The sequence below is a fragment of the Rhodopseudomonas sp. genome (assembly GCF_036404135.1).
Classification (GTDB): domain Bacteria; phylum Pseudomonadota; class Alphaproteobacteria; order Rhizobiales; family Xanthobacteraceae; genus Rhodopseudomonas_A.
The window spans coordinates 20615-41449 of the sequence record NZ_DASWPE010000214.1 but is presented as its reverse complement, the minus strand read 5'-3'; the positions used below and the strand labels follow the sequence as shown (position 1 = coordinate 41449).

At 65.9% G+C, this 20835-nt stretch carries 21 protein-coding genes; 10 read left to right on the top strand and 11 right to left on the bottom strand.

All coding sequences use genetic code 11. The annotated features are described in order from the left end of the window. From VGC77_RS23535 to VGC77_RS23525, 3 genes are all read right to left on the bottom strand, one after another. The coding region (locus VGC77_RS23535) for an ABC transporter ATP-binding protein (protein ID WP_331173968.1) at nucleotides 1-648 on the bottom strand (648 nt) is incomplete at its 3' end. Beyond that, nucleotides 641-1375 carry an ABC transporter permease gene (locus VGC77_RS23530; protein ID WP_331173967.1) on the bottom strand — a complete coding sequence of 245 codons (735 nt, stop codon included), beginning with the start codon at nucleotides 1373-1375 and terminating at the stop codon, nucleotides 641-643. The genes VGC77_RS23535 and VGC77_RS23530, both read right to left, overlap by 8 nt. A 13-nt stretch (nucleotides 1376-1388) precedes the next feature. Next, nucleotides 1389-2363, bottom strand: coding sequence for an ABC transporter substrate-binding protein (locus tag VGC77_RS23525; protein WP_331173966.1), 975 nt, complete (start codon nucleotides 2361-2363; stop codon nucleotides 1389-1391). Nucleotides 2364-2624: 261 nt separating this feature from the next. Here VGC77_RS23525 and VGC77_RS23520 point away from each other — a divergent pair, with 261 nt between their 5' ends. Next, on the top strand, nucleotides 2625-2966 hold the full coding sequence (locus tag VGC77_RS23520; RefSeq protein WP_331173973.1) for a hypothetical protein: 342 nt from the start codon (nucleotides 2625-2627) through the stop codon (nucleotides 2964-2966). Nucleotides 2967-3162: 196 nt separating this feature from the next. On the opposite strand, the gene VGC77_RS23515 is transcribed toward VGC77_RS23520, so the two are convergent. Both VGC77_RS23515 and VGC77_RS23510 read right to left on the bottom strand, forming a co-directional pair. Continuing rightward, nucleotides 3163-3978 (bottom strand): quinoprotein dehydrogenase-associated SoxYZ-like carrier, encoded by an 816-nt coding sequence (locus VGC77_RS23515; RefSeq protein ID WP_414709716.1) that lies wholly within the window; start codon nucleotides 3976-3978, stop codon nucleotides 3163-3165. Nucleotides 3979-4037: 59 nt separating this feature from the next. Continuing rightward, nucleotides 4038-4976, bottom strand: a complete 939-nt coding sequence (locus VGC77_RS23510; protein WP_331173971.1) for a quinoprotein relay system zinc metallohydrolase 2 — start codon at nucleotides 4974-4976, stop codon at nucleotides 4038-4040. 979 nt (nucleotides 4977-5955) lie between these two features. On the opposite strand from VGC77_RS23510, the gene xoxF5 reads away from it, so the two are divergent. The 4 genes from xoxF5 (at nucleotide 5956) to VGC77_RS23490 (ending at nucleotide 10123) form a co-directional block, all read left to right on the top strand. Then, a complete protein-coding gene (gene xoxF5, locus VGC77_RS23505) occupies nucleotides 5956-7761 on the top strand; it encodes a lanthanide-dependent methanol dehydrogenase XoxF5 (protein WP_331173965.1) in 1806 nt (601 codons plus the stop codon). 228 nt (nucleotides 7762-7989) lie between these two features. After that, nucleotides 7990-8568: a c-type cytochrome, methanol metabolism-related gene (locus VGC77_RS23500; protein WP_331173964.1), complete on the top strand. Its 579-nt coding sequence runs from the start codon at nucleotides 7990-7992 to the stop codon at nucleotides 8566-8568. 53 nt (nucleotides 8569-8621) lie between these two features. Further along, the gene (locus VGC77_RS23495) at nucleotides 8622-9506 is read left to right on the top strand and encodes a substrate-binding domain-containing protein (protein WP_331173963.1); all 885 of its coding nucleotides are present in this window, start codon (nucleotides 8622-8624) and stop codon (nucleotides 9504-9506) included. After that, nucleotides 9506-10123: a PQQ-dependent catabolism-associated CXXCW motif protein gene (locus VGC77_RS23490; RefSeq protein WP_414709715.1), complete on the top strand. Its 618-nt coding sequence runs from the start codon at nucleotides 9506-9508 to the stop codon at nucleotides 10121-10123. The genes VGC77_RS23495 and VGC77_RS23490 overlap by 1 nt, the downstream gene beginning before the upstream one ends. Nucleotides 10124-10635: 512 nt before the next feature. Here VGC77_RS23490 and VGC77_RS23485 read toward each other — a convergent pair. From VGC77_RS23485 to VGC77_RS23465, 5 genes are read right to left on the bottom strand one after another with little or no spacing between them, the layout of a single operon-like run. Further along, nucleotides 10636-11220, bottom strand: a complete 585-nt coding sequence (locus tag VGC77_RS23485; RefSeq protein WP_331173970.1) for a hypothetical protein — start codon at nucleotides 11218-11220, stop codon at nucleotides 10636-10638. A 29-nt stretch (nucleotides 11221-11249) separates the two neighbouring features. Beyond that, nucleotides 11250-12095, bottom strand: a complete 846-nt coding sequence (locus VGC77_RS23480) for an ABC transporter permease (RefSeq protein ID WP_331173961.1) — start codon at nucleotides 12093-12095, stop codon at nucleotides 11250-11252. Beyond that, a complete protein-coding gene (locus VGC77_RS23475; protein ID WP_331173960.1) occupies nucleotides 12092-12904 on the bottom strand; it encodes an ABC transporter ATP-binding protein in 813 nt (270 codons plus the stop codon). Before VGC77_RS23475 ends, VGC77_RS23480 begins: the two co-directional genes overlap by 4 nt. Next, entirely contained in the window at nucleotides 12901-13983 is a 1083-nt protein-coding gene (locus VGC77_RS23470) for a YVTN family beta-propeller repeat protein (RefSeq protein WP_331173959.1), read from the bottom strand. Before VGC77_RS23470 ends, VGC77_RS23475 begins: the two co-directional genes overlap by 4 nt. Nucleotides 13984-13996: 13 nt before the next feature. Further along, nucleotides 13997-15181 carry an ABC transporter substrate-binding protein gene (locus VGC77_RS23465; RefSeq protein WP_331173958.1) on the bottom strand — a complete coding sequence of 395 codons (1185 nt, stop codon included), beginning with the start codon at nucleotides 15179-15181 and terminating at the stop codon, nucleotides 13997-13999. 120 nt (nucleotides 15182-15301) lie between these two features. Between VGC77_RS23465 and VGC77_RS23460 the strand changes: the two genes are divergently transcribed. Beyond that, nucleotides 15302-15823 (top strand): DUF3280 domain-containing protein, encoded by a 522-nt coding sequence (locus VGC77_RS23460; protein WP_331173957.1) that lies wholly within the window; start codon nucleotides 15302-15304, stop codon nucleotides 15821-15823. Nucleotides 15824-15868: 45 nt separating this feature from the next. On the opposite strand, the gene VGC77_RS23455 is transcribed toward VGC77_RS23460, so the two are convergent. After that, entirely contained in the window at nucleotides 15869-17383 is a 1515-nt protein-coding gene (locus tag VGC77_RS23455; RefSeq protein ID WP_331173956.1) for a malonyl-CoA synthase, read from the bottom strand. A 453-nt stretch (nucleotides 17384-17836) separates the two neighbouring features. Here VGC77_RS23455 and VGC77_RS23450 point away from each other — a divergent pair, with 453 nt between their 5' ends. The 4 genes from VGC77_RS23450 (at nucleotide 17837) to VGC77_RS23435 (ending at nucleotide 20673) form a co-directional block, all read left to right on the top strand. Next, entirely contained in the window at nucleotides 17837-18424 is a 588-nt protein-coding gene (locus VGC77_RS23450) for a fasciclin domain-containing protein (protein WP_331173955.1), read from the top strand. 207 nt (nucleotides 18425-18631) lie between these two features. Further along, a complete protein-coding gene (locus tag VGC77_RS23445; protein ID WP_331173954.1) occupies nucleotides 18632-19261 on the top strand; it encodes a cytochrome b/b6 domain-containing protein in 630 nt (209 codons plus the stop codon). A gap of 19 nt (nucleotides 19262-19280) precedes the next feature. Next, a complete protein-coding gene (locus tag VGC77_RS23440) occupies nucleotides 19281-20060 on the top strand; it encodes a molybdopterin-dependent oxidoreductase (RefSeq protein ID WP_331173953.1) in 780 nt (259 codons plus the stop codon). Between the two features lie 103 nt (nucleotides 20061-20163). Next, nucleotides 20164-20673 carry a superoxide dismutase family protein gene (locus tag VGC77_RS23435; protein WP_331173952.1) on the top strand — a complete coding sequence of 170 codons (510 nt, stop codon included), beginning with the start codon at nucleotides 20164-20166 and terminating at the stop codon, nucleotides 20671-20673. The last annotated feature ends 162 nt before the right edge of the window (nucleotides 20674-20835 follow it).

Below are 20835 nucleotides of genomic sequence, written 5' to 3'. Positions count from 1 at the left end.
GCCGCGCGCCGCCCGCGGGGTGGCGATCCGCAGCTCGGCGAGGATCTGCGCCGGGCGCTGCGACAACAGCACGATGCGGTCGGCGAGCCTTGCTGCGTCGTCGACGCTGTGGGTGACCAGGAGCGTGGTCACCGGGGCGCTGTCGACCAGGGTGGCGATTTCGTCGCGCAGCCGTGCGGCGAGCGCGGCATCGAGCGACACCAACGGCTCGTCGAGGATCAACACGTCTGGCTCAATCGCAAAGGCGCGGGCCAGCGCCACCCGCCGCGCCAACCCGAGCGACAATTCGCCGGGGAAGTGACGGCGATGCGCGGTGAGCTCGAGCGTGGCGAATAGTTTCGCCAGCGTGGCCTCTTCGACGTCAGGAGCGACCAGCCGGACGTTGTCGTCGACGCTGCGCCACGGCAACAGCCGCGGCTCCTGAAACACCATGCCGATCCGCGCGCCGGGCGGCAGCACGACGTGGCCCTGGTAATCGCGGTCGAGCCCGGCGATGATCCGCAACAGCGTGGTCTTGCCGCAGCCGCTCGGTCCGAGCAGCACGCCGACCTCGCCGGGATTCAGCCGGAACGCCAGCGCGCCCAGCACCTCAAGTCGTTCGCCGGCGGCATTGCTGAGCTGTTTGCTCGCGATCTCGACCTCAAGCATGGTGCCGCCAGCGGGAGGCGCGGCGTTCGAACGGCTGCACCACGAGCGCTTCGATCGCCTGCACCAACGCGGCGAAGCTCAGCGCATAAGCGAGAATCCGGGCGATATCGAACAGCTGGAACGCGGTGCCGATCTCGAAGCCGACGCCGTTCGGCCGGCCTAAGAGTTCGGCGACCAGCACGATCTTCCACACCAGTGACAGCCCGGAGCGCGCCGCCGCGGCGATGAACGGCGCGAGCTGCGGCAGCACCACATGGCGGAACGCGCGCCAGCGCGGCATCGCATAGACCCGCGCCATCTCGTCGAGCGCGGGATCGAGCGCCCGGGTGCCTTCGCGGATCGTCACCACGGCGTTCGGCAATTTGTTGATGGCAATCGCCGCGATTGCCGCGGTCTCGGTCAACCCGGCCCAGATATAGGCCAAGACGATCACCACCAGCGCCGGCAGGTTCAACAGCAGGATCAGCCAGGGATCGCCGAAGCGATCGGCGGCGCGCAGGCGCCCCATCAGATAGCCGAGCGCGGTGCCGAGCGACATCGCCAGCACGAAGGCCAACGCCACCCGCAGGAGCGTCACGCCCAGGTTGAAAAACAGCGCGCCGCTGCGGGCTTCCGCAACGATCGCGGCCAGCACGGTGAGCGGCGACGGCAGCAATGCCTCGCCGGCCGCGAGCGAGCCCGCCCACCAGCTGGCGAGGAAGGCTGCGAACGACGCCAGCCTCAGCATGTTGGCGCCATCCTCACCCGCCCGGCAGGCCGCGATAATAGGTGCCGGGCTCGAGCTCGGCGGCGGGACCGACGATTTCGGCGCCGCCGGTCGTGGCGAGCACCCGGTACAGCGCCCGCGCGTCGGCCTCCTCCTCGGCGATCGGGCGGCGCGGAATGCCCTCGCGGTAACGCGTGCGATAGGCCCGCAGCGTCGCGGCGTCCGGCGCGCCGGTGAGCGGCGCGATGTCGTCCCAGGCGTCGTCGGAGCTGGCCAGAATCTCCTTGGCGGCGCGGCTCATCGCAATAAAGCGCGTCACCGCGTCGCCATGCGCCGCGGCGAAGCTCTCATCGAACACATAGCCGATCATCGCCACCCGGCCCTTGGCGCCGAGCCGCGGCAGCAAATCCTCGATCCCGACCAGGCGGCGGAAGCCCTTGGCCTCCAAGGCGGCGCAGAAATTCCAGTAGTTCAGCGTGGCGTCCATCTCGCCGCTCAGCGTCTTCTGCGCCAATAATGGCGGCGCGCCATAGGCGATGCTGGCCTCGCTGCGCAGATCGATGCCGTCCTGTTTTGCCGCAGCCTGTAGCAGCAGCCAGCTCTTGTCGATCGGCCCGCCCGCCACCGCGAGCTTACGGCTCTTGAGGTCGGCGAGCGTGGTGATCGGCGATGACGCCGGCACCATCACCGCGCCGACCGCGCTGGAATAGGGGTAGAATGTCAGCCTGGCGCCGAGCCCGCGCTCCCGCGACACCCACAGCCAGTCGGAGACGATGACGTCGGCGGAGCCGCCGCGTAGCGCGATCTTGCCGGCCTCCGGGCTCGCCAGTTCGGTGACGTCGAGATGGAGCCCGACGTCGCGGTCCAGACCGCGGTCGCGGATCACCTTCAGCTCCCAGGCCACCGTGCCGGTCTTCTGGACCGCGAGCCGGATGGTGTCGGCGGCGCGCGCCGACGCGGTCGCCGCGAGCAGCAGCATCGCCAGCGCCAGTGGTGCGAACCTCGTCATGGCCCCTCCGTTTCCTCGTTGGTATTTTGTTGCGCGCCTCGGCTTGGGCGCGTTTGGTCTTTTTGGTGCGTTGGTCTTTGGCGCGGTCTGTTGCGTTGCGAAAGCGCGAGGCCTTTGCAACGAAACCGTTCCCCGTCGGCTTGACCGCCGCTATGTTAGCATGGCTTTGACGATCGCGCGTGATCCGGAACCTAATCGCGCAGCAGACCATGCGCCGACAATAAATGGAAGCAGGGAGGCATCATGAGAGCGGCAGAGTCGATGCGACGCATTGTCGGCGCGCTGATCGTGCTCGGCGCCACGGCCTCCGCCGGCCGCGCCGACGAGGTCAATGATTTCCCCACCGCGGCGCGGGCCGACTACGTGTTCGGCTGTATGAAGGCCAATGGCGAGACCAGGCAGGCGCTCGAGCAGTGCTCCTGCTCGGTCGACGTGGTCGCCTCGCTGTTGCCCTATGACCGCTACGTCACCGCCGAGACCGTGCTCAGCATGGCGCAGGTGCCGGGCACGCTGGGCGGCCAGTTCCGCTCCTCCGAACAGGCGACCAGCGCGCTCAACGAACTGCGCCGCGCCCAGGCCGAGGCCGAGGTGCGGTGTTTTTGAAGGGATAAGATAATCGGGTCATTCCGGGGCGCGAGCCGCGTCAGCGGCGCGCGAACCCGGAATCTTGCGATATGGATAGCGCCGTGCCGGCCGCGAGATTCCGGGTTCGCTCGAGCTTCGCTCTCGCGCCCCGGAATGACAGCCCTATTTCCCGGGTCGTGCGCCCAACGCGCCGGGCGTGCCAAGTCAGCGTCGCTCACATCCCCGAACTCTCCGCCTTCCATTCGCCCTGGAAGACGTGGCCCTCGGTGTCCTTGGCCTCGACGCGGAAGCGCTTGCCGCCGGTCGGGACGTAGCTGAACTGGACATTGGGATTTTCCGAAATCGAAATGCCGCCCAGCATCGCCAGCACCGGGGCGTCGTCGAGCCAGACCCGCAGCTCGTCGACGAAAAAGGCCGGGGTGTAGAGCTGGGTCAATTGATCCATCTGCAGCCCGGAATTGTTGGGGTGGCCGATCATGATCTGCGCCTCGCGCGCGCCGCTCGTTGCGGCGTCGCCGGGTTTGGCGAATTGCCGCAGCCGGATCTGGCCGAGATTGGCGCGGGCTTCCACCGCGTTCTTGGCGGCAGGCACCGAACAGCCGCCCGACGCCTTGACGAAGGTCTTCACCATATAGAGCGCGCCGTCGCTCAATTCGGCGACGACGTGGACGTCGGTGTAGTCGTTGACCCGCACCCGTGTGGAAATCTCTGATACTCCGGCGTCGCGGCCGAGTTCGAATCTCGCCGCCAGCGGCGATGGATTGTGGTCGATCACCAAGGTGATGGCGCTGACCTTGCGGGCGTCGCCGGGCGGCAGCGTGAGCCGCAACGTCACCGGCACGATCGCGGCGTCCTCGGCGCGGCCCGGCATCTCGATCGCCAGCACGGCGCTGCCGTCCTGCAACGCGCGGCCGTTGAAGATCTCCTGCTGCAGGCTCGGCCAGGGATCATACGGCGTCGGGGCATCAGCTGGTGCCGGTGCCGCTTGCATCGCAAGCAGCAGCACGGAAAGGCTCAGCAGGCGGGACATGCGCGGCATTCTCGGCTCCTGTCAGCGAGCGGTGAGCGCAGGCTAAGCCACGCGCGAGGCTATTCCCATTCAATTTCCGAGTAGGCCGCCGTTGCGTTGCGGGCGTTGTAGTCGTCGAACATCTGCCAGCGGCCGCGTTCGGAGGCGGCGGCAGTGTTGGCTGCTTCCGACAATTTGGCGCCGCGCGCGATCAGGGCGTGGATGTCGTCGCTCAGCGTCTGCAGGTAGCGCCGCTGCGCTGCGAAGGCTTGCCGCGGCTCGCTGACCGGGCCGTGGCCGGGAACCAGGCGTTGCGCCGGGATCGCGTCGAGCTGATCGAGCACCGCGAGGAACCCTTTCAGGCTGCCGTCGATCACCGGAATATGCGTCACGAAGCCAAGGTCGCCGGCGAACAGCGTGGCGCTGGCCTCATCGAACACCGTGAGATCGCTATCGCTATGCGCCAGCGGCCAGGCGCGCAGCGTCAGTTTGCGGTCGCCGAGCTCGAGTGTCGTCTGCTGATCGACCAGCATCGTCGGCGCGATGATCGCGACCGCGTCGATCAGTTCATCGCCCAAGGCGCGGCGGAACGCCTGCAGATAATACGGCCCGCGCAGCGCCAGCGCCGCCGGCAGCCGGCTGTGGCCGACGAAGCTGACGCCGTCGGCGACGAATGCTGCATTGCCGAAGATGTGGTCGGGATGGCCGTGGGTATTGATCACGTAGCGGATCGGCCGGTCGGTCTGCGCCCGGATCGCGGCGCGCAGCCTTTGGCCTTCGCGGACGCTGCCGCCGCTGTCGATCACCGCGACCGCCTCGCGCCCGACGATGAAACCGAGATTGCCGATGCCGCCGTCATTGTCCTGGCGCATCAAGGCGATCTCGCCGACATGGACGAACACCCCGGGCGCCACTTCGGTCACCGGCAGCGGCGCGGGCTGCGCTTGACATTGCAGCGCAGCGAGCGCGGCGCATGCTGATAGTGCAGCCAGAACGCGGCGTAGGCACATGCGCGAGATCCACCGGACGGTTAGTTGCAGCGATAAATTGTTGCAGTGCATTTAGCTGATCGGCGATGATTATTATTTTGTTGCAGGCCGCGTTTGGCAAGAATAGCATTTAGCTGCATCCGATACCAAGCTTGGCATCGACACCAGCCAACGCAAGGTGACGGAAGCTGAGGCGGCGAGGAAGGCAGTCTCCGCAGGGAGGGTGCCGCTGCTCGCCGGCTCAACGAGGCTTCGACACGACATCGATGACGGGGAGAGCCCTCGACGACGTGAGAGAGCTTCGACTTCTGCCAGGCGTGCGATCCGCAGACATTTTTAAGCCGTTGACTTCCTTAAGGCGTTACTCAAGTTGAGCCATGACTTGTTAAGGCGTGACTTGTTAAGGCGTGACTCGAGATCGGGCGTTGCTCAGGACGCGACGCGTGAGACGCCGGATCGTGGGACGCGACCTTGAAATGCTGCGCCATCGCGGCGCCTGGCCATGAAGTTCATGCTGCGACGGGGTGATGCTGGGCGCTTCACCCTGGCCGATGGTGTTTGCTGCAACGGGACGTAGTCATTCGACTTCACCGCCAGAACCTTACGTTCCACCTCAGATCCGGGAGGAGCAACTCCAGGGTCTTAAATCCAGGAGCCTCAATCCACCAGGAGTCTCGATCCAGAAATTTCAATCCAGGAGCCTCGATCCAGACGTAGCAGGAGGACTGCCAGGAGTTTCAAATCCGAAGCCTCACACGCGAGGACCTACGCACGAGGCCTTACACGAGAGGCCTTACACAATGGGTCGACCGTTGGGTAGGGGCGACCGTGCAGGTTCGAACCGAGTTTGCGCAACACGCAAGCTGCTGACCAAACCGTATGACTTAGCCATATGACCAAGGCGCCCTCACAAAGCCGCAACAGACGGCCGGATAGGGCGCTCACACGCTACCAAGACCAAGACCAAAAAAGACCAACAAAGCTAAAAGTTCACATGGGAGGATTCGAGATGCACAAGGTGCTATTCGCCGCCTGTTTCAGTGCTGTGGCGGCCATGGCTGCGGGCGCCGCCCAGGCCAATGACGAACTCATCAAGCTGTCGCAAAACCCCAAGGACTGGGTGATCCCGGCCGGGAACTATGCCAGCAACCGCTACTCGAGCCTCAAGCAGATCACCGCCGACAACGTCAACAAGCTGCAGGTCGCCTGGACGTTCTCAACCGGGGTGCTGCGCGGCCACGAAGGCGGCCCGCTGATCATCGGCAACATGATGTACGTCCACACCCCGTTCCCCAACAAGGTCTACGCGCTCGACCTCAACGACGAAAACAAGATCGTCTGGAAATACGAGCCGAAGCAGGATCCCAACGTCATCCCGGTGATGTGCTGCGACACCGTGAATCGCGGCGTCGCCTATGGCGACGGCAAGATCTTCCTGCATCAGGCCGACACCACGCTGGTCGCGCTCGACGCCAAGACCGGCAAAGTGGCGTGGTCGGTGGCCAACGGCGATTCGACCAAGGGCGCCACCGGAACCTCGGCGCCGCTGGTGATCAAGGACAAGGTGCTGATCGGCATATCCGGCGGCGAGTTCGGCGTGCAGTGCCACATGACCGCCTACGACATCAAGACCGGCAAGCAGGTCTGGCGGGCGTTCTCCGAAGGCCCCGACGATCAGATCCTGTTCGATCCGGAAAAGACCACCGTGCTCGGTAAGCCGGTCGGCAAGGACTCCAGCCTGAAGACCTGGCAGGGCGATCAGTGGAAGGTCGGCGGAGGTTGCACCTGGGGCTGGACCTCCTACGATCCGGAACTGAACCTGGTTTATTACGGCTCCGGCAATCCATCGACCTGGAATCCGAAGCAGCGGCCCGGCGACAACAAATGGTCGATGACCATTTTCGCCCGCAATCCCGATACCGGGGTGGCGAAATGGGCCTACCAGATGACGCCGCACGACGAATGGGATTATGACGGCGTCAACGAAATGATCCTCAGCGATCAATCGATCAACGGCCAGAACCGCAAGCTGCTGACGCATTTCGACCGCAACGGCCTTGCCTACACCGTGGATCGCGCCAGCGGCGAGTTGCTGGTGGCCGAGAAGTACGACCCCAAGGTGAACTGGACCTCCGGCGTCGACATGGACAAGAACTCTCCGACCTATGGCCGTCCCAAGGTGGTCGATCAATTCTCCACCGACAAGCAGGGCGAAGACCATAACAACAAGGGGATCTGCCCTGCCGCGCTCGGCACCAAGGATCAGCAGCCGGCGGCCTATTCGCCGGACACCCAGCTGTTCTACGTACCGACCAACCACGTCTGCATGGACTACGAGCCGTTCAAGGTGAGCTACACCGCCGGCCAGCCCTATGTCGGGGCGACGCTGTCGATGTATCCGCCTCCGGGCGACACCCACATGGGCAACTTCATCGCCTGGGACAACAAGACCGGCAAGATCGTGTGGTCGAACAAGGAGCAGTTCTCGGTGTGGTCGGGTGCGCTCGCCACCGCCGGCGGCGTGGTGTTCTACGGCACGCTGGAAGGCTACCTCAAGGCGGTCGACGCCAAGACCGGCAAGGAGCTGTACAAGTTCAAGACGCCGTCCGGCATCATCGGCAACGTCACCACCTACGAGCATGGCGGCCGGCAATACATCGCCGTGCTGTCCGGCGTCGGTGGCTGGGCCGGCATCGGTCTGGCGGCCGGCCTGACCGACCCGACCGCAGGTCTCGGCGCGGTCGGCGGCTACGCCTCGCTGAACAACTACACCGCGCTCGGCGGTGCGCTGACGGTGTTCGCGCTGCCGCAGTAGCGCTTGCGATCCGGTCACGGCGCGGGGAGCTGATCCTCGCGCCGGGACCTCTCTTCCGGGTCCGGTGACGGGCCGCTGCGGCGATCGGCGCCAATCGCCGGCGATGCGGCGGCCGCAGCGACCGCTCCAGGCGACCCGGTTACGCCATTGCGCATCCCGAACGCGCAACAAGAAACGTCAACAATAGGAAACGTCGGAGAGATCCCCTTGCGTATGATGCATCCCGGCATGGCTGCGATCGGTATCGTGGCGTGTGCAAGTTTCGCCCTTGCAAGTCTCGTCTTTGCAAGTCCGGCCCTGGCGGAGGACGCCGCGCCGCCCAGCGACGAGGCCGCCACCGTCGGCAAGGTCTCGACGCCGCCGCCGGAACCCACCCCGATCAAGTCGACGGATGGCAAATATCTCGACAAGGAAGGCAATCCGACGTTCAACGTCACCGACGACGGCACCGTCGACTGGTTCACCTATTCCGGATTCCGGCACTATCATTCGGAGTGCCACGTCTGCCACGGCCCCTATGGCGAGGGCTCGAGCTACGCGCCGGCGCTGAAGGAGTCGGTCAAGGACATGAGCTACGGCGATTTTCTGACCACCGTCGCCAACGGCCGCAAGAACGTCACCTCTTCCACCGAAAACGTGATGCCGGCGTTCGGCCATAACCTCAACGTCGCCTGCCATATCGACGATCTCTACGTCTACCTGCGCGCCCGCTCCACCGGCGCGATCGGGCGGGTGCGGCCGGCCAACCACGAGGGCAAGCCGGTGGCCGCGGCGTTGCAGGAAAATTCCTGCATGGACCAGCACTGATCGAGCGGGCGCTGCGCGCCGCAGGCGCTGCGGGTTCGAGGAAGGCAAATGCGATGAGCAGATCGACAATTGGCTGGCGGGCGATCGCCGGCATCGCCGGCGCGGCGCTGTGGCTGGGCGGCGCGGCGCATGCCCAGGCGCCCGCGCCGGAGTCCGCGGATCTGTCGATCGAGCTGATCGATCCCAAGGTGCTGCGGGTCTGCGCCGACCCGCGCAACCTGCCGTTCTCCAACGACAAGGGCGACGGCTTCGAGAACAAAATCGCCGAATTGTTCGCCGCAAAGCTGCACAAATCGCTCGACTATATGTTCTTTCCGCAGGCCACCGGCTTCGTGCGGATGACGCTCGGCGCGCATCGCTGCGACGTCATCATGGGATTTCCGCAAGGCGATGACCTCGCGCAAGGCACCAATCCGTATTACCGCACGGCCTATGCGCTGGTGGCCAAGCCCGGCAGCGAGCTCGCCGAGGTCGCCACGCTCGACGACCCGCGGCTGAAGGGCAGGCATATCGGCATCGTCGCCGGCACGCCGCCGGCCACCAATATGGCGGTCAACGGCCTGATGGCGACCGCCAAGCCGTATCCGCTGATGATCGATACGCGAGTGGATTCCTCCGCGGCGGCGATGATCGGCGACGTCCTCTCCGGCGAGATCGACGCCGGAATCCTGTGGGGGCCGATGGCCGGTTATTACGCCAAAGAGGCCAATCCGCCGCTGCGCGTCACGCCGCTGGTCAAGGAAACCATGGGGCCGCAGCTCGCCTATCGGATCGGCATGGGGGTGCGCGCCGCCGACCAGAACTGGAAGCGGCAGCTCAACCGGCTGATCCAGGACAGCCAGCCGGAGATCAACAAGATCCTGCTGGATTACGGCGTGCCGCTATTGGACGACAACGATCGGCCGCTCGGCGCCGAGACCGCGGCCAAGCAGCCGTGATGAGGCGGCTGATGGCGTTGGCGCTGGGCGTGGGCCAACTCTTGGCCTTGTGCTTGGGCTTGGGCTTGGTCGCACCGGCCGCGGCTGACGACCCCGGCGCGCAGGCCGCGGTCGCCGAGCCGTCCGGCTATCGCACCGAGGACTATCGCGCCGCGGTGCCGGCGACGCTGCAGGGCGCGCGGGTGCTGTCGACCAGAGAGGTCGAAGCGCTGTGGCGCGCCGGCGAGGCTGCGTTCATCGACGCCATGCCGCAGCCGCCGAAGCCCGCCAACCTGCCGGCCGGCACGGTGTGGCGCGACCGGCCGCGCCTCGACATTCCCGGCAGCCTGTGGCTGCCCGACACCGGCTATGGCCAGCTCGCCGCCGCGACGGAGGATTATTTGCGCGACGGCCTGATGCGGGCCACCGGCGGCAACCGCGCGCGGCTGGTGGTGGTGTATTGCCAGGCGAATTGCTGGATGTCGTGGAATGCGGCCAAGCGCGCGCTCGGTTATGGCTACAGCAACGTCGCCTGGTATCCGGACGGCACCGACGGCTGGCAGGCGGCGCATCTGCCGCTATTGGAGGCCGAGCCGATGCCGCGGCTACCGCAGCCGGCGCCGGCGCCGGCGCCGTAACACGCCGCAGTTGACGCGAACGCTCCTGACGCAATCAAGGGGCATCGTTTATTTGGGTAGAGCCGTTGTGGTGAGAGCCGTTGCTCATTCCCGGGGTCGTCATTCCGGGGCTCGCGCAGCGTGAGCTGCGAGAGAACCCGGAATCTTGCTGCGAGGGAGGGCTCGCGCGCGCCGCGAGATTCCGGGTTCGCTCGGGTTTCCGCCCTCGCGCCCCGGAATGACCACGCTTTGATAAGCGGGAAGTCAGGACCTGCGACGCGCGCCGAGCTGCCACAACCTTCCCTCGCCCCGCTTGCGGGGAGAGGGTGGCGCGACAAGCGAAGCTTGTCGCGCCGGGTGAGGGGGCGCCGCGTTATGCCGAGGCGCCCCCTCACCCGACCCCGCTTCGCTGCGCTACGCGGGGTCGACCTCTCCCCGCACGCGGGGAGAGGTTAGTCAGTGCCCATGGTGAAGCTGCGCGCTCAACGTACCCCTCGCCGCCAAGTAGGAGATGCCCGTAGTTTCGTCGCGCGCTACTCCATCTCCTGCTGAATGACGCGGCCGAGCGCGAACAGCCGGCGGTCGATCGCCACCGGCACCTCGCAGACGAAGCTGACGACGCGGCGGCGATCGTCGAAGATCCGCGTCTGCCACACCAGCTGATTGCCGAGCTGCTCGATCTTGCCGGCGTCCGGCGGGCTGGCGCCCTGCAGCACCTGCAACGCCAGCGTATCGGCGCGGATCTGCTCCGCGGCGGCGCGCTGTTTGCGGGTGACGCGTTCCAGCCCCTTCAGCACCGCGCCGCGCTCGGCGTTCAGCGTATCGAACAGTCCGGCGAAGATCAGCGTGCCGGTGGCGGTCTTGTCGGAGCCGGCCTGTTTGAGGAAATCCGTCACCAGCTTCTCGGCCTCGTCCATCGGCGTGCGCCGTGCCGCCAGCCGCGCCACCAGCGCGCTGATCCGGGCGTCGTCCTTCCATTTGCTGCTGGCCTCGTCGAGCGGCGGTCCGGCCCACACCGCGCTCAGCGAAATCTCCGGCACCTTGGCCTGCACGCAGGGCCAATCCGGATAGCGCGGATCGACGGCGCAGGCCGCGCCGGTCGCGCCGACCAGCATCATCCCGACAGCAACTAATCGCGAAAACACTCTCACGTTTCGCCTCCCGCGGCGCCGCGCCGGCCGAGTCCGCGCGACGGATTGTAAGCCAGCATCGCGCCGATCAGGAATGCGGCGGTCGAGCCGCCGACCACCGCCAGCGAGATCCAGTTGATCCGGCCATACAGCGCGAAGCGGATCAGTTCGACGGCGTGGGTGAACGGATTGAACTGACAGACATAGTAAAGCGCCGGGCTGCCCTCCAGCACCCGCCACAAGGGATACAGCGCCGATGAGGCGAAGAACATCGGGAAGATCACGAAGTTCATCACGCCGGCGAAATTCTCCAGCTGCTTGATGCCCGACGAAATCAGCATGCCGAGCGCGCCCAGCATCAGCCCGGTCAGCGCCAGCGCCGGCAGCACGGTGAGATAGCCGAGCGGCGGCGGCTCGATCTCCCAGAAATACGCGATCGCCAGAAACGCATAGACCTGCAGGATCGAGACCGCGGTGCCGGCCAAAAGCTTACAGCAAAGCAAGTACCAGCGCGGCAGCGGGCTGACCAACAGCGTGCGCATATTGCCCATTTCGCGGTCATAGACCATCGACAGCGAGGACTGCATGCCGTTGAACAGCTGGATCATCGCCATCAGGCCCGGCGTGATGTAGACTTCGTAAAGGATGTAGGTCTCGTAGGGTGGGATGATGGAAATCCCCAGCACCTGGCGAAATCCTGTAGCGAAGATGAACAGCCACACCAAGGGCCGCACCAGCGCCGAGACGAAGCGCTCGCGCTGATGCAAAAAGCGCAGGCCTTCGCGCCAGACGATGCCGTTGAGGCAGATCAGATACTGCGCCGTCGTAAATCCGGTCGGGCGGTCGAGCGCGGGCGCAGTCATGGCGCGGCTCCCGCACTGTCGCCGCCGGTGAGTTGCCGGAACGCGGCATGCAGATCCGCGGTGCCGGTCTCGGCTGTGATCTGCGCTAGCTCGCCGCGCGCCAGCACGCGGCCCTGGTGCAGGATCACCAGATCGTCGGATGGCTCGATCTCGTCGAACAGATGCGTGGTCCACAGCACGCCGACGCCCTCGTCGATCACCAGGCGGCGGACGTGGCCGATCAGCTCGGCGCGCGCTTTGACGTCGAGCCCGACGGTCGCTTCATCGAGCAGCAACAGCCGCGGCCGGTGCAGCAGCGCGCGGGCAATCTCCAGCCGCCGCATCTGCCCGCCGGAGAGATCGCGCACCTTGTGGCCGGCGCGATCGGCAAGCCCGATCCGCGTCAGCAAAGCCTCGGCGCGGCTGCGCGCCTCGCCGCGGCCGATGCCGTGCAAGGCGGCGTGATATTGCAGGTTCTGCATCACCGACAGATCGAGATCGAGCGTGCGCGGCTGGAACACGACGCCGAGCTGCCGCAGCGCCGCGCCGGGATTGCGGCCGATGTCGTCGCCAAAGATGCTGATCCGCCCGGTCGGCAGCCCGAACAGCCGTGTGATCAGCGCCACCAGCGTCGACTTGCCGGCGCCGTTGAGCCCGAGCAGCGCGGTGAAACTGGCCCGCTGCACGCTAAACGACACGGCGTTGAGCGCGCGGCGGGCGCCGTAACTGTAGGAGACGCCTTCGATCGACAACGCCGCGACCGCGGCCGTGCCGCGCGGCGCGGCGGCGGCGGCGGCGGTCCGGGCCCTGGGCGCCTCTGCCACGCTCATTTCGGCGCGATGGTGATGCCCCAGGGCAATTCACCGACCTGGATGGTTTTGACGACCTTTTGCGCTGCGACGTCGATCGCCGAGACGTCGTTGGAGACGCCGTTGGTGACCAGCAGATATTTCTCGTCCGGGGTGAACGCCATGTGCCAGACCCGTTGTCCGACCAACAGATACTTCTTCACCTCGTGAGTCTTGGCGTCGACCACCGCGACGCGGTTGGCGGGGCCGAGCGCCACGAAGGCGGTGGCGCCGTCTCCGGTCATCGCGATGCCGACCGGCTGGATCGCCTCGCGCCGCATCCCCGGCACCGCGAAGCTGATCTTGCCGGTGGCTTCGCGCTTGGCGGGATCGATCACGGTGACGGTGCCGCCGATTTCCGACGACACCCAGAGTTCGGAATTGTCGCGCTTGAATTCGGCGAAGCGCGGCCGCGAATCCACCAGCACATTGCCGACGATCTGCCGCGTCGCGGTGTCGATGAAATGTGCCATGTTGGTGGTCTCGGAGGTGTTGATCAGGATCTTGCCGTCCGGGCTGATCGCCATGCCCTCCGGCTCGACGCCGACCTGGACGTCGCCGACGCGCACCCGCTTGTCGAGATCGATGATGGTCACGGTGTTGTCGTTCTCGTTGGCGACGTAGAGCGTCTTGCCGCTCTGGTCCTGCACGAACAATTCGGGGTCGGGACCAGACGGCAGCTTGTCGACGATCTGCCGGGTGGCAGCGTCGATCACCTCGATGGCGTCGTCGTCGCCGACTGCGACCAGCACGAATTTGCCGTCGCGGGTGAATTCAATGCCGCGTGGCCGCTGCCCGACCTTGATGGTCGCGGTGACGGACCAGGTCTCGGTGTCGATCACCGAGACGGTGTTGCTCTTCTCGTTGGAGACATAGGCGATGGAGGCAGACGCGGGCGTCGCTGCGACGAGCGAAAGCATCAAAACCGTCGTTGCCAGCAGCGCTTGCGACCAACCCCTCCTGCGCTGCTGGGCAAGAGCTGGATGGCGTCGCCCTCGGCCGGCGCCAGGTGCGGTGCTCGGCTCGCAATGACGCAGAGAGACTTCGGTATCAGAAATCATGCGTGGCACTCTCTCACTGCAGCCTGCATTTGCTTTCCGGGCGATCGACGCCCAGCGTGTCGAGCTCGGAGACCTGATGCAAAAAACCTTCCTGCGGCGACACCGACACCACCATGCGGCCGTCGACCAACAGGATCGGCTGGCGCAACTGTCCGTTCCAGTCGCGCAGCGTCAGGCGCTGGCCCTTGAACGCGGCGATCGCGAAGTCCGGCCCGCGCAGCGTTTCGCGCAACGCCTTCACGTCGCCGGAGTTGGCGCGCGAGGCGGCCTCGCCGATCATCCGCGCCGCGATCCAGGCCTGCATGTCGCGCGCGCTCATCTGCCGCTTGTTCAGCCTGATGAAGCGGTTCTGCATCTGCACCGCGCCCCATTGGTCCTGTGCGGCGTCCCAACTCACCGGCTTCAGCCCGGCGGAGCCCGCCACCGGCCGCGGGTCCCAGGTGCGGTACGGCAGGTAGTTGGCGAACACCTCGCTCTCGTCGGCGGCGACCAGCACGTCGTAAGCCGGCGCCGATTGCGTGAACACCGGCATCTGGCGCTGGATCAGCGTCACGCCGCTGTCGGTGCGCCGCGCCCCGCCCACATCCTCGAACACCCGCTCCTGCACGATCTTGGCGCCGAAGCGGGTGGCGGCGCGGCGCAGCGCGTCGGCGTAGGCCTTGTCCTCGTCATGCGAGCCCACCACCAGCAGCCAGCGCTTCCATTGCTTCCACACCAGATATTGCGCGAGGCCGTCCGCCAGCATGCTGCGGGTCGGCGCGGTGTGCAGCACATTGCCGCGGCAGTCCTGTTCGCGCAGCCGGTCGTCGAGCGTGCCGGCATTGAGCAAGGTGACGCCGCGCTCGCGCACCGCGTCGGCGGCGTGCAGCAGATCGTCGGCGGCGAGGTCCGTGATGATGAAGCCGTCGCCGCGATCGGCCAGCGTGGCGGCGGCCTTGCCGGCGTCGTCGCCGTCGTTGAGGCGCAGCGCGTCGAGCGCGAAGGACTGATTCAGGAACCGGCCGGTGGTGGCGTTGTCTTCGAGCGCCAGCCGGGCGCCTGCGAGGCCGTCATCGGCTGCCGGCTGATCGAGCAGCGACAGCGTCGGCGTATGGCCGGCTCGGCCGAGATAGCCGATCCGGATCTCGATCGGATCGGCGGCCCGCGCGACACCGCCCAGTGCGCAGAGCAGCAGCACGGCGGCCATCGCTCGGATCATGTCGTCTCCCGGTTGGGCCGCTTCGTTGGGAACCTGCGACCTTCTGACTTGAAAGATGGCTGAACCGGGCTACGTTGCAAGTGACAATTTGCCCAAGCGGGCCGATCGCGGATCTCGCCGATGCGAAATGCTGGCTGCCTTGTCGCGCTGTTGCTGTGGGCGGTGCCGGCCTGTGCCGAGGACGCGGCGCCGAAGGTCGCGGTGTTCGATTTCGAATTGTTCGATACCAGCCTGCAGGGCGAGGTCGACGGCGCCCGCGCCGACGAGCAGGCGCGATTGCTGCGTTCCAGCGATCAGTTGCGCGAGGGGTTGGCGGCGTCCGGCAAGTATCAGGTGCTCGACATCGCCCCGGTCAATGCTGCGGCGCACGCGAAGAATCTGCAGGCCTGCGGCGGCTGCGACGTGCAGCTCGCACAGCAGCTCGGCGCCGATCTCGCGATCACCGGCCAGGTGCAGAAGGTCTCCAACCTGATCCTCAACATGAACGTCTATCTGCGCAACACCCACACCGGCCACCTGGTGGTGTCGATGAGCGCGGATTTTCGCGGCAACACCGACGATTCCTGGGCGCGGGCGGTCAGCTTCCTGTTGCGCAACCGGCTGTTGGCGCCGGATTTCGGCCGGCCGCAGCCGCCGCAGTAAAACCTGCGGTGTTTTTCTGTCATGGCGAGCCGAGAGCGGCGTGCCCTATTTGGCGTAGAGCCCGGCGTAGGTCTCGCGCAGCAGGTTCTTCTGCACCTTGCCCATGGTGTTGCGCGGCAGGTCGTCGACGAAGATCACCCGCTTCGGCATCTTGAATTTGGCGAGCTGGCACTGCAGCGCGTTGAGCACGCCGGCTTCGTCGACGCTGGCGCCCTTGTCGCGCACCACCACGGCGGTGACACCCTCGCCGAGATCGGCATGCGGCACGCCGATCACCGCGGATTCCACCACGCCCGGCAGCGCGTCGATCTCGCTCTCGACCTCTTTCGGATAGACGTTGAAGCCCCCGGTGATCACCAGGTCTTTGCCGCGGCCGAGGATATAGACGTAGCCGTTGTCGTCGATCTTGCCGAGGTCGCCGGTGATGAAGTAGCCGTCGTGACGGAATTCGGCGTTGGTCTTCTCCGGCATCCGCCAATAGCCCTTGAATACGTTGGGGCCCTTGACCTCGATCATGCCGATCTCGCCGCGCGGCAATTCAACGCCGCGCTCGGCATCGACCACCCGCGCATCGACGCCGGGCAAGGCCGGGCCGACCGAGCCCGGCAGCCGCACGCCGTCATAGGGGTTCGAGGTGTTCATATTGGTTTCGGTCATGCCGTAGCGCTCCAGCACGGCGTGGCCGGTGCGCGCCGCCCATTCGCGATGGGTGTCGGCCAATAGCGGCGCCGAGCCGGAAATGAACAGCCGCATCGGGCCGGTGGTCTGCCGGGTCAGAAGCGGGCTCTGCAGCAGCCGGGTGTAGAATGTCGGCACCCCCATCAGTACGGTGGCGCGGCTCATCAATGCGATGATCCGCTCGGCATCGAATTTCGGCAAAAAGATCATCGATGCGCGCGCGAACAGCGTGACGTTGCTGGCCACGAACAACCCGTGGGTGTGATAGATCGGCAGAGCGTGGATCAGCACGTCCTGATCGGTGAAGCGCCAATGTTTCACCAGCGTCAGCGAATTCGACGCCAGGTTGTCGTGGCTCAGCATCGCTCCTTTGGAGCGTCCGGTGGTGCCGGAGGTGTAGAGGATCGCGGCGAGATCGTCGCCGGCGCGCGCGACCGTCTCGAAGCCGGGCGAGGCGGTGGCGGCGGCGTCGGTCAGCGAGCCCTGGCCATCGGCGCCGAGCGTCTCGACTGTCGCCCCGACCTTGGCGGCGATCGCGGCGAGCCCGTCGCGCCTTGCCGGATCGCACACCAGCAGCGACGGCTCGGCGTCGGTGAGGAAATAATCCAGTTCGTTGAGCGTGTAGGCGGTATTGAGCGGCAGATAGACCGCGCCCATCCGCACGGTTGCCAGATAAAGCACCAGCGCTTCGACGGATTTTTCGGTTTGCGCTGCAACACGGTCGCCGATCTTGACCCCGCGCGCGAGCAGCACGTTGGCGATCCGCCCGGCGCGTGCGATCAGATCGCCATAGCTGATCCGGCCGCCGTCCTCGGTCTCGATCGCGAGCTTGGCCGGATCGGCGAGGCCGTCGAACAGGCGGGAAAACAGGTTGGCGTTCATGGGCTGGTCCTGGCGGCATCGGGTCGTCGAGGGCTGCGCGTCGCCCATCGCGCCGGGTGATAGCAACAACGCGCGCAAAAAGGCAAGTTGCGCGGAACCGTCATCCTGAGGCGCGAAGCCGCTCTTGCGGCGAGCCTCGAAGGATGACGAGATAGTGCAGAGGCCATCCTTCGAGACGCCCGGCTTCGCGCTTGCGCGCTTTGCCGGGCTCCTCAGGATGACGCTGCGACAAGTTGAAGTCCGTCAGCGATCCGGCTCACATTTGTGGCCGCCACGTGACAACGCGCGATTAGTTTCGTCCCGCGACAAAAATATACTTCCTGAAACTGACTCAAACCGCTCGCGTAACTCGGCCAACGACGACGTAAAGCTCAGCAGCGGCGTCATCGTGCGGCCCTTTCCTCGCGCCCGCGGAACTCCGCCGGTCATTCAAACTCATAACGGGAGAAACTGATGTCCAAGCGAATTGCCCTATTGTCCGCCGCCGCGTTCGGCGCGCTCGCCCTCACCGCCAGCGTGATCGCGCCGGCGAGCGCCGAAGACAAGAAGATGATGAAGAGCGAGATGAGCGGCGAGAAGACCGTGATGGTCGGCGGCGCCGCCATGTACCCGTCGAAGAACATCGTGCAGAACGCCGTCAATTCCAAGGATCACACCACGCTGGTCGCCGCGGTAAAGGCCGCCGGCCTGGTCGATACGCTGGAAGGTAAGGGACCGTTTACCGTGTTCGCGCCGACCAACGCCGCGTTCGCCAAGCTTCCCGCCGGCACCGTCGACAATCTGGTGAAGCCGGAGAACAAGGCGGCGCTGAGCAAGATCCTCACCTATCACGTGGTGCCCGGCAAGCTCGAAGCCGCCGACCTCACCGACGGCAAGAAGCTGACCACGGTGGAAGGCGAAACGCTGACCGTGAAGGCCTCGGGCGGCAAGGTGACGCTGACCGACGCCAAGGGCGGCAGCTCGACGGTGACGATCGCCAACGTCAACCAGTCGAACGGCGTGATCCACGTCGTCGACACCGTGCTGCTGCCGGCGTCGTAACGCCCGGTTCCACCGCCTCCTGTCGTCGTCCCCCGGCAGGATGCGGTGCGCGCGCCGAAGATCAGGCCGCGCAAGCGAGCCGGGGCAACCCGGCTCGCTTTTTTGTGATTGCAACACCCGGTCAGGGTCGCCCGATTGGTCTAAGCCAGCGTAACAAACGCCGCTGCGGGGCGTAGACAGCAGACCACCCATTGATGGAACGCGACGATGTTGAGCCTTACTGCCAGCGACAATCCGGCCACCTCTTCCGCAGGCGCGGTGATCCAGCCGGCCTGGGTGCGGCTGCTGCATTGGATCAACGCCGCGGCGGTGGTCATGATGATCATGTCGGGCTGGCAGGTCTACAACGCCTCGCCGCTGTTCGGTTTCAGCTTCCCGCGCAGCATCACGCTGGGCGGCTGGCTCGGCGGCGCGCTGCAGTGGCACTTCGCGGCGATGTGGCTGTTGATGGTCAACGGCGCGATCTATCTGGTGCTCGGCGTCGCCAGCGGCCGGTTCCGCCGCAAGCTGCTGCCGATCACGGCTTCGGGCGTGTTGAGCGATGCCAAGCTGGCGCTGACCGGGCAATTGTCGCACGCCGACCTCACCAGGTATAACTACGTGCAGCGGCTGCTCTATGCCGGCATCATCGCGGTCGGCATCGTCATCGTGCTGTCCGGGTTGTCGATCTGGAAGCCGGTGCAGTTGCAATGGCTGACCGCGGCGTTCGGCGGCTACGACACCGCGCGCTACGTGCATTTTGCGGCGATGGCGGCGATCTGCGGCTTTTTGGTCATTCATGTCGTGCTGGCGCTGCTGGTGCCGAAAAGCCTGCGCGCGATGATCATCGGGCGTTAGTGCAAACAAGAGGATCGCCATGCGCCGCATCAAATCCCTGCTGATCCCCGGCGTCGACAAGACGCTGCTGGTGAAGGACGCCGCCAAGCTGCTGCCGGAATTGTCGCGGCGCCGCTTCATCGCCGGCGGCGCCAGCCTCGGCGCGCTGACGCTGCTCACCGGCTGCGACGTCTCCGACTCGTTCTCCGCGGAATCGATGCTGACGCAGATCTCCAAATTCAACGACGCGGTGCAGGCGAAAATCTTCAATCCCAACACGCTGGCGCCGACCTATTCGCAAGCCGACATCAAGCGGCCGTTCCCGTTCAACGCCTATTACGCCGAGGACGAGGCGCCGGAGATCGATGGCGCGGAGTGGAAGCTCGAGGTCTCCGGTCTGGTCGATAACAAGAAATCCTGGACGCTGGCGGAGCTTCATCGGCTGCCCGAGGTCAAGCAGATCACCCGCCACATCTGCGTGGAGGGCTGGAGCGCGATCGGCTCGTGGTCGGGCACGCCTTTGCGCGATTTCCTGAAATTGATCGGCGCCGATAGCAACGCCAAATGGGTGCATTTCCGCTGCGCGGAAGATTACGCGAGCTCGCTCGACATGCCGACCGCGCTGCATCCGCAGACCCAGATGACCTTCAAGTTCGACGACCAGATCCTGCCGCGCGCCTATGGCTATCCGATGAAGATAAGGGTGCCGACCAAGCTCGGCTTCAAGAACCCGAAATACGTGGTCGCGATGGAAGTCACCAACGACTACAAGGGCGGCTATTGGGAAGACCAGGGCTATAATGATTTCAGCGGCAGCTGAGCGGCCCTTGGTCGCAGCAACCGACGCGCCTCGGCCGCGTTGCGGGCATGGATGGTCTGGCCTACATTTTGGCCGGGTCCAAGCCCGCAACAGGGAGGTTTTCATGATCGTTCGCGCCGTGTTCGCAGCGACTGCCGTGCTCGCTCTTTCAACAGGCGTTGCCTTCGCGCAATCCGCCAAGGCGACCTTGAAGAATGCCGAAAGCGCCGAGGTCGGCAGCGCCGTGCTGACGCAAAATAGCGGCGGCGTCGCCATCAAGCTCGCGGTGAAGAATCTGCCGCCCGGCGAACACGCCTTCCACGTCCACGCGGTCGGCAAGTGCGAACCGCCGTTCACCAGCGCCGGCGGGCATTTCAATCCGGACAACAAGAAGCACGGCAAGGACGCCCCCGACGGCGCCCATGCCGGCGACATGCCGAATCTCGCAATCCCGGCGTCCGGCGCGTTGAGCGTCGACGTCGTCAACGCCGCTGTGACGCTCGACAAGACCAAGCCGAATTCGCTGTTCAAGCCGGAAGGCACCGCGTTGGTGATCCACGCCGCCGCCGACGATTACAAGACCGATCCGACCGGCAATGCCGGCGGCCGCATCGCCTGCGGCGTGGTGGAGTAGCGCGCGTCTCTCTTCCTTCTCCCCTTGTGGGAGAAGGTAGCCCGGACGAAGTCCGGGTCGGATGAGGGGTTCCTTGCAATCACCCCTCACCCGGCTGCGCTTCGCGCAGCCACCCTCTCCCACAAGGGGAGAGGGAAGAGAGTGCCTCGGGGCTGCGCCGCT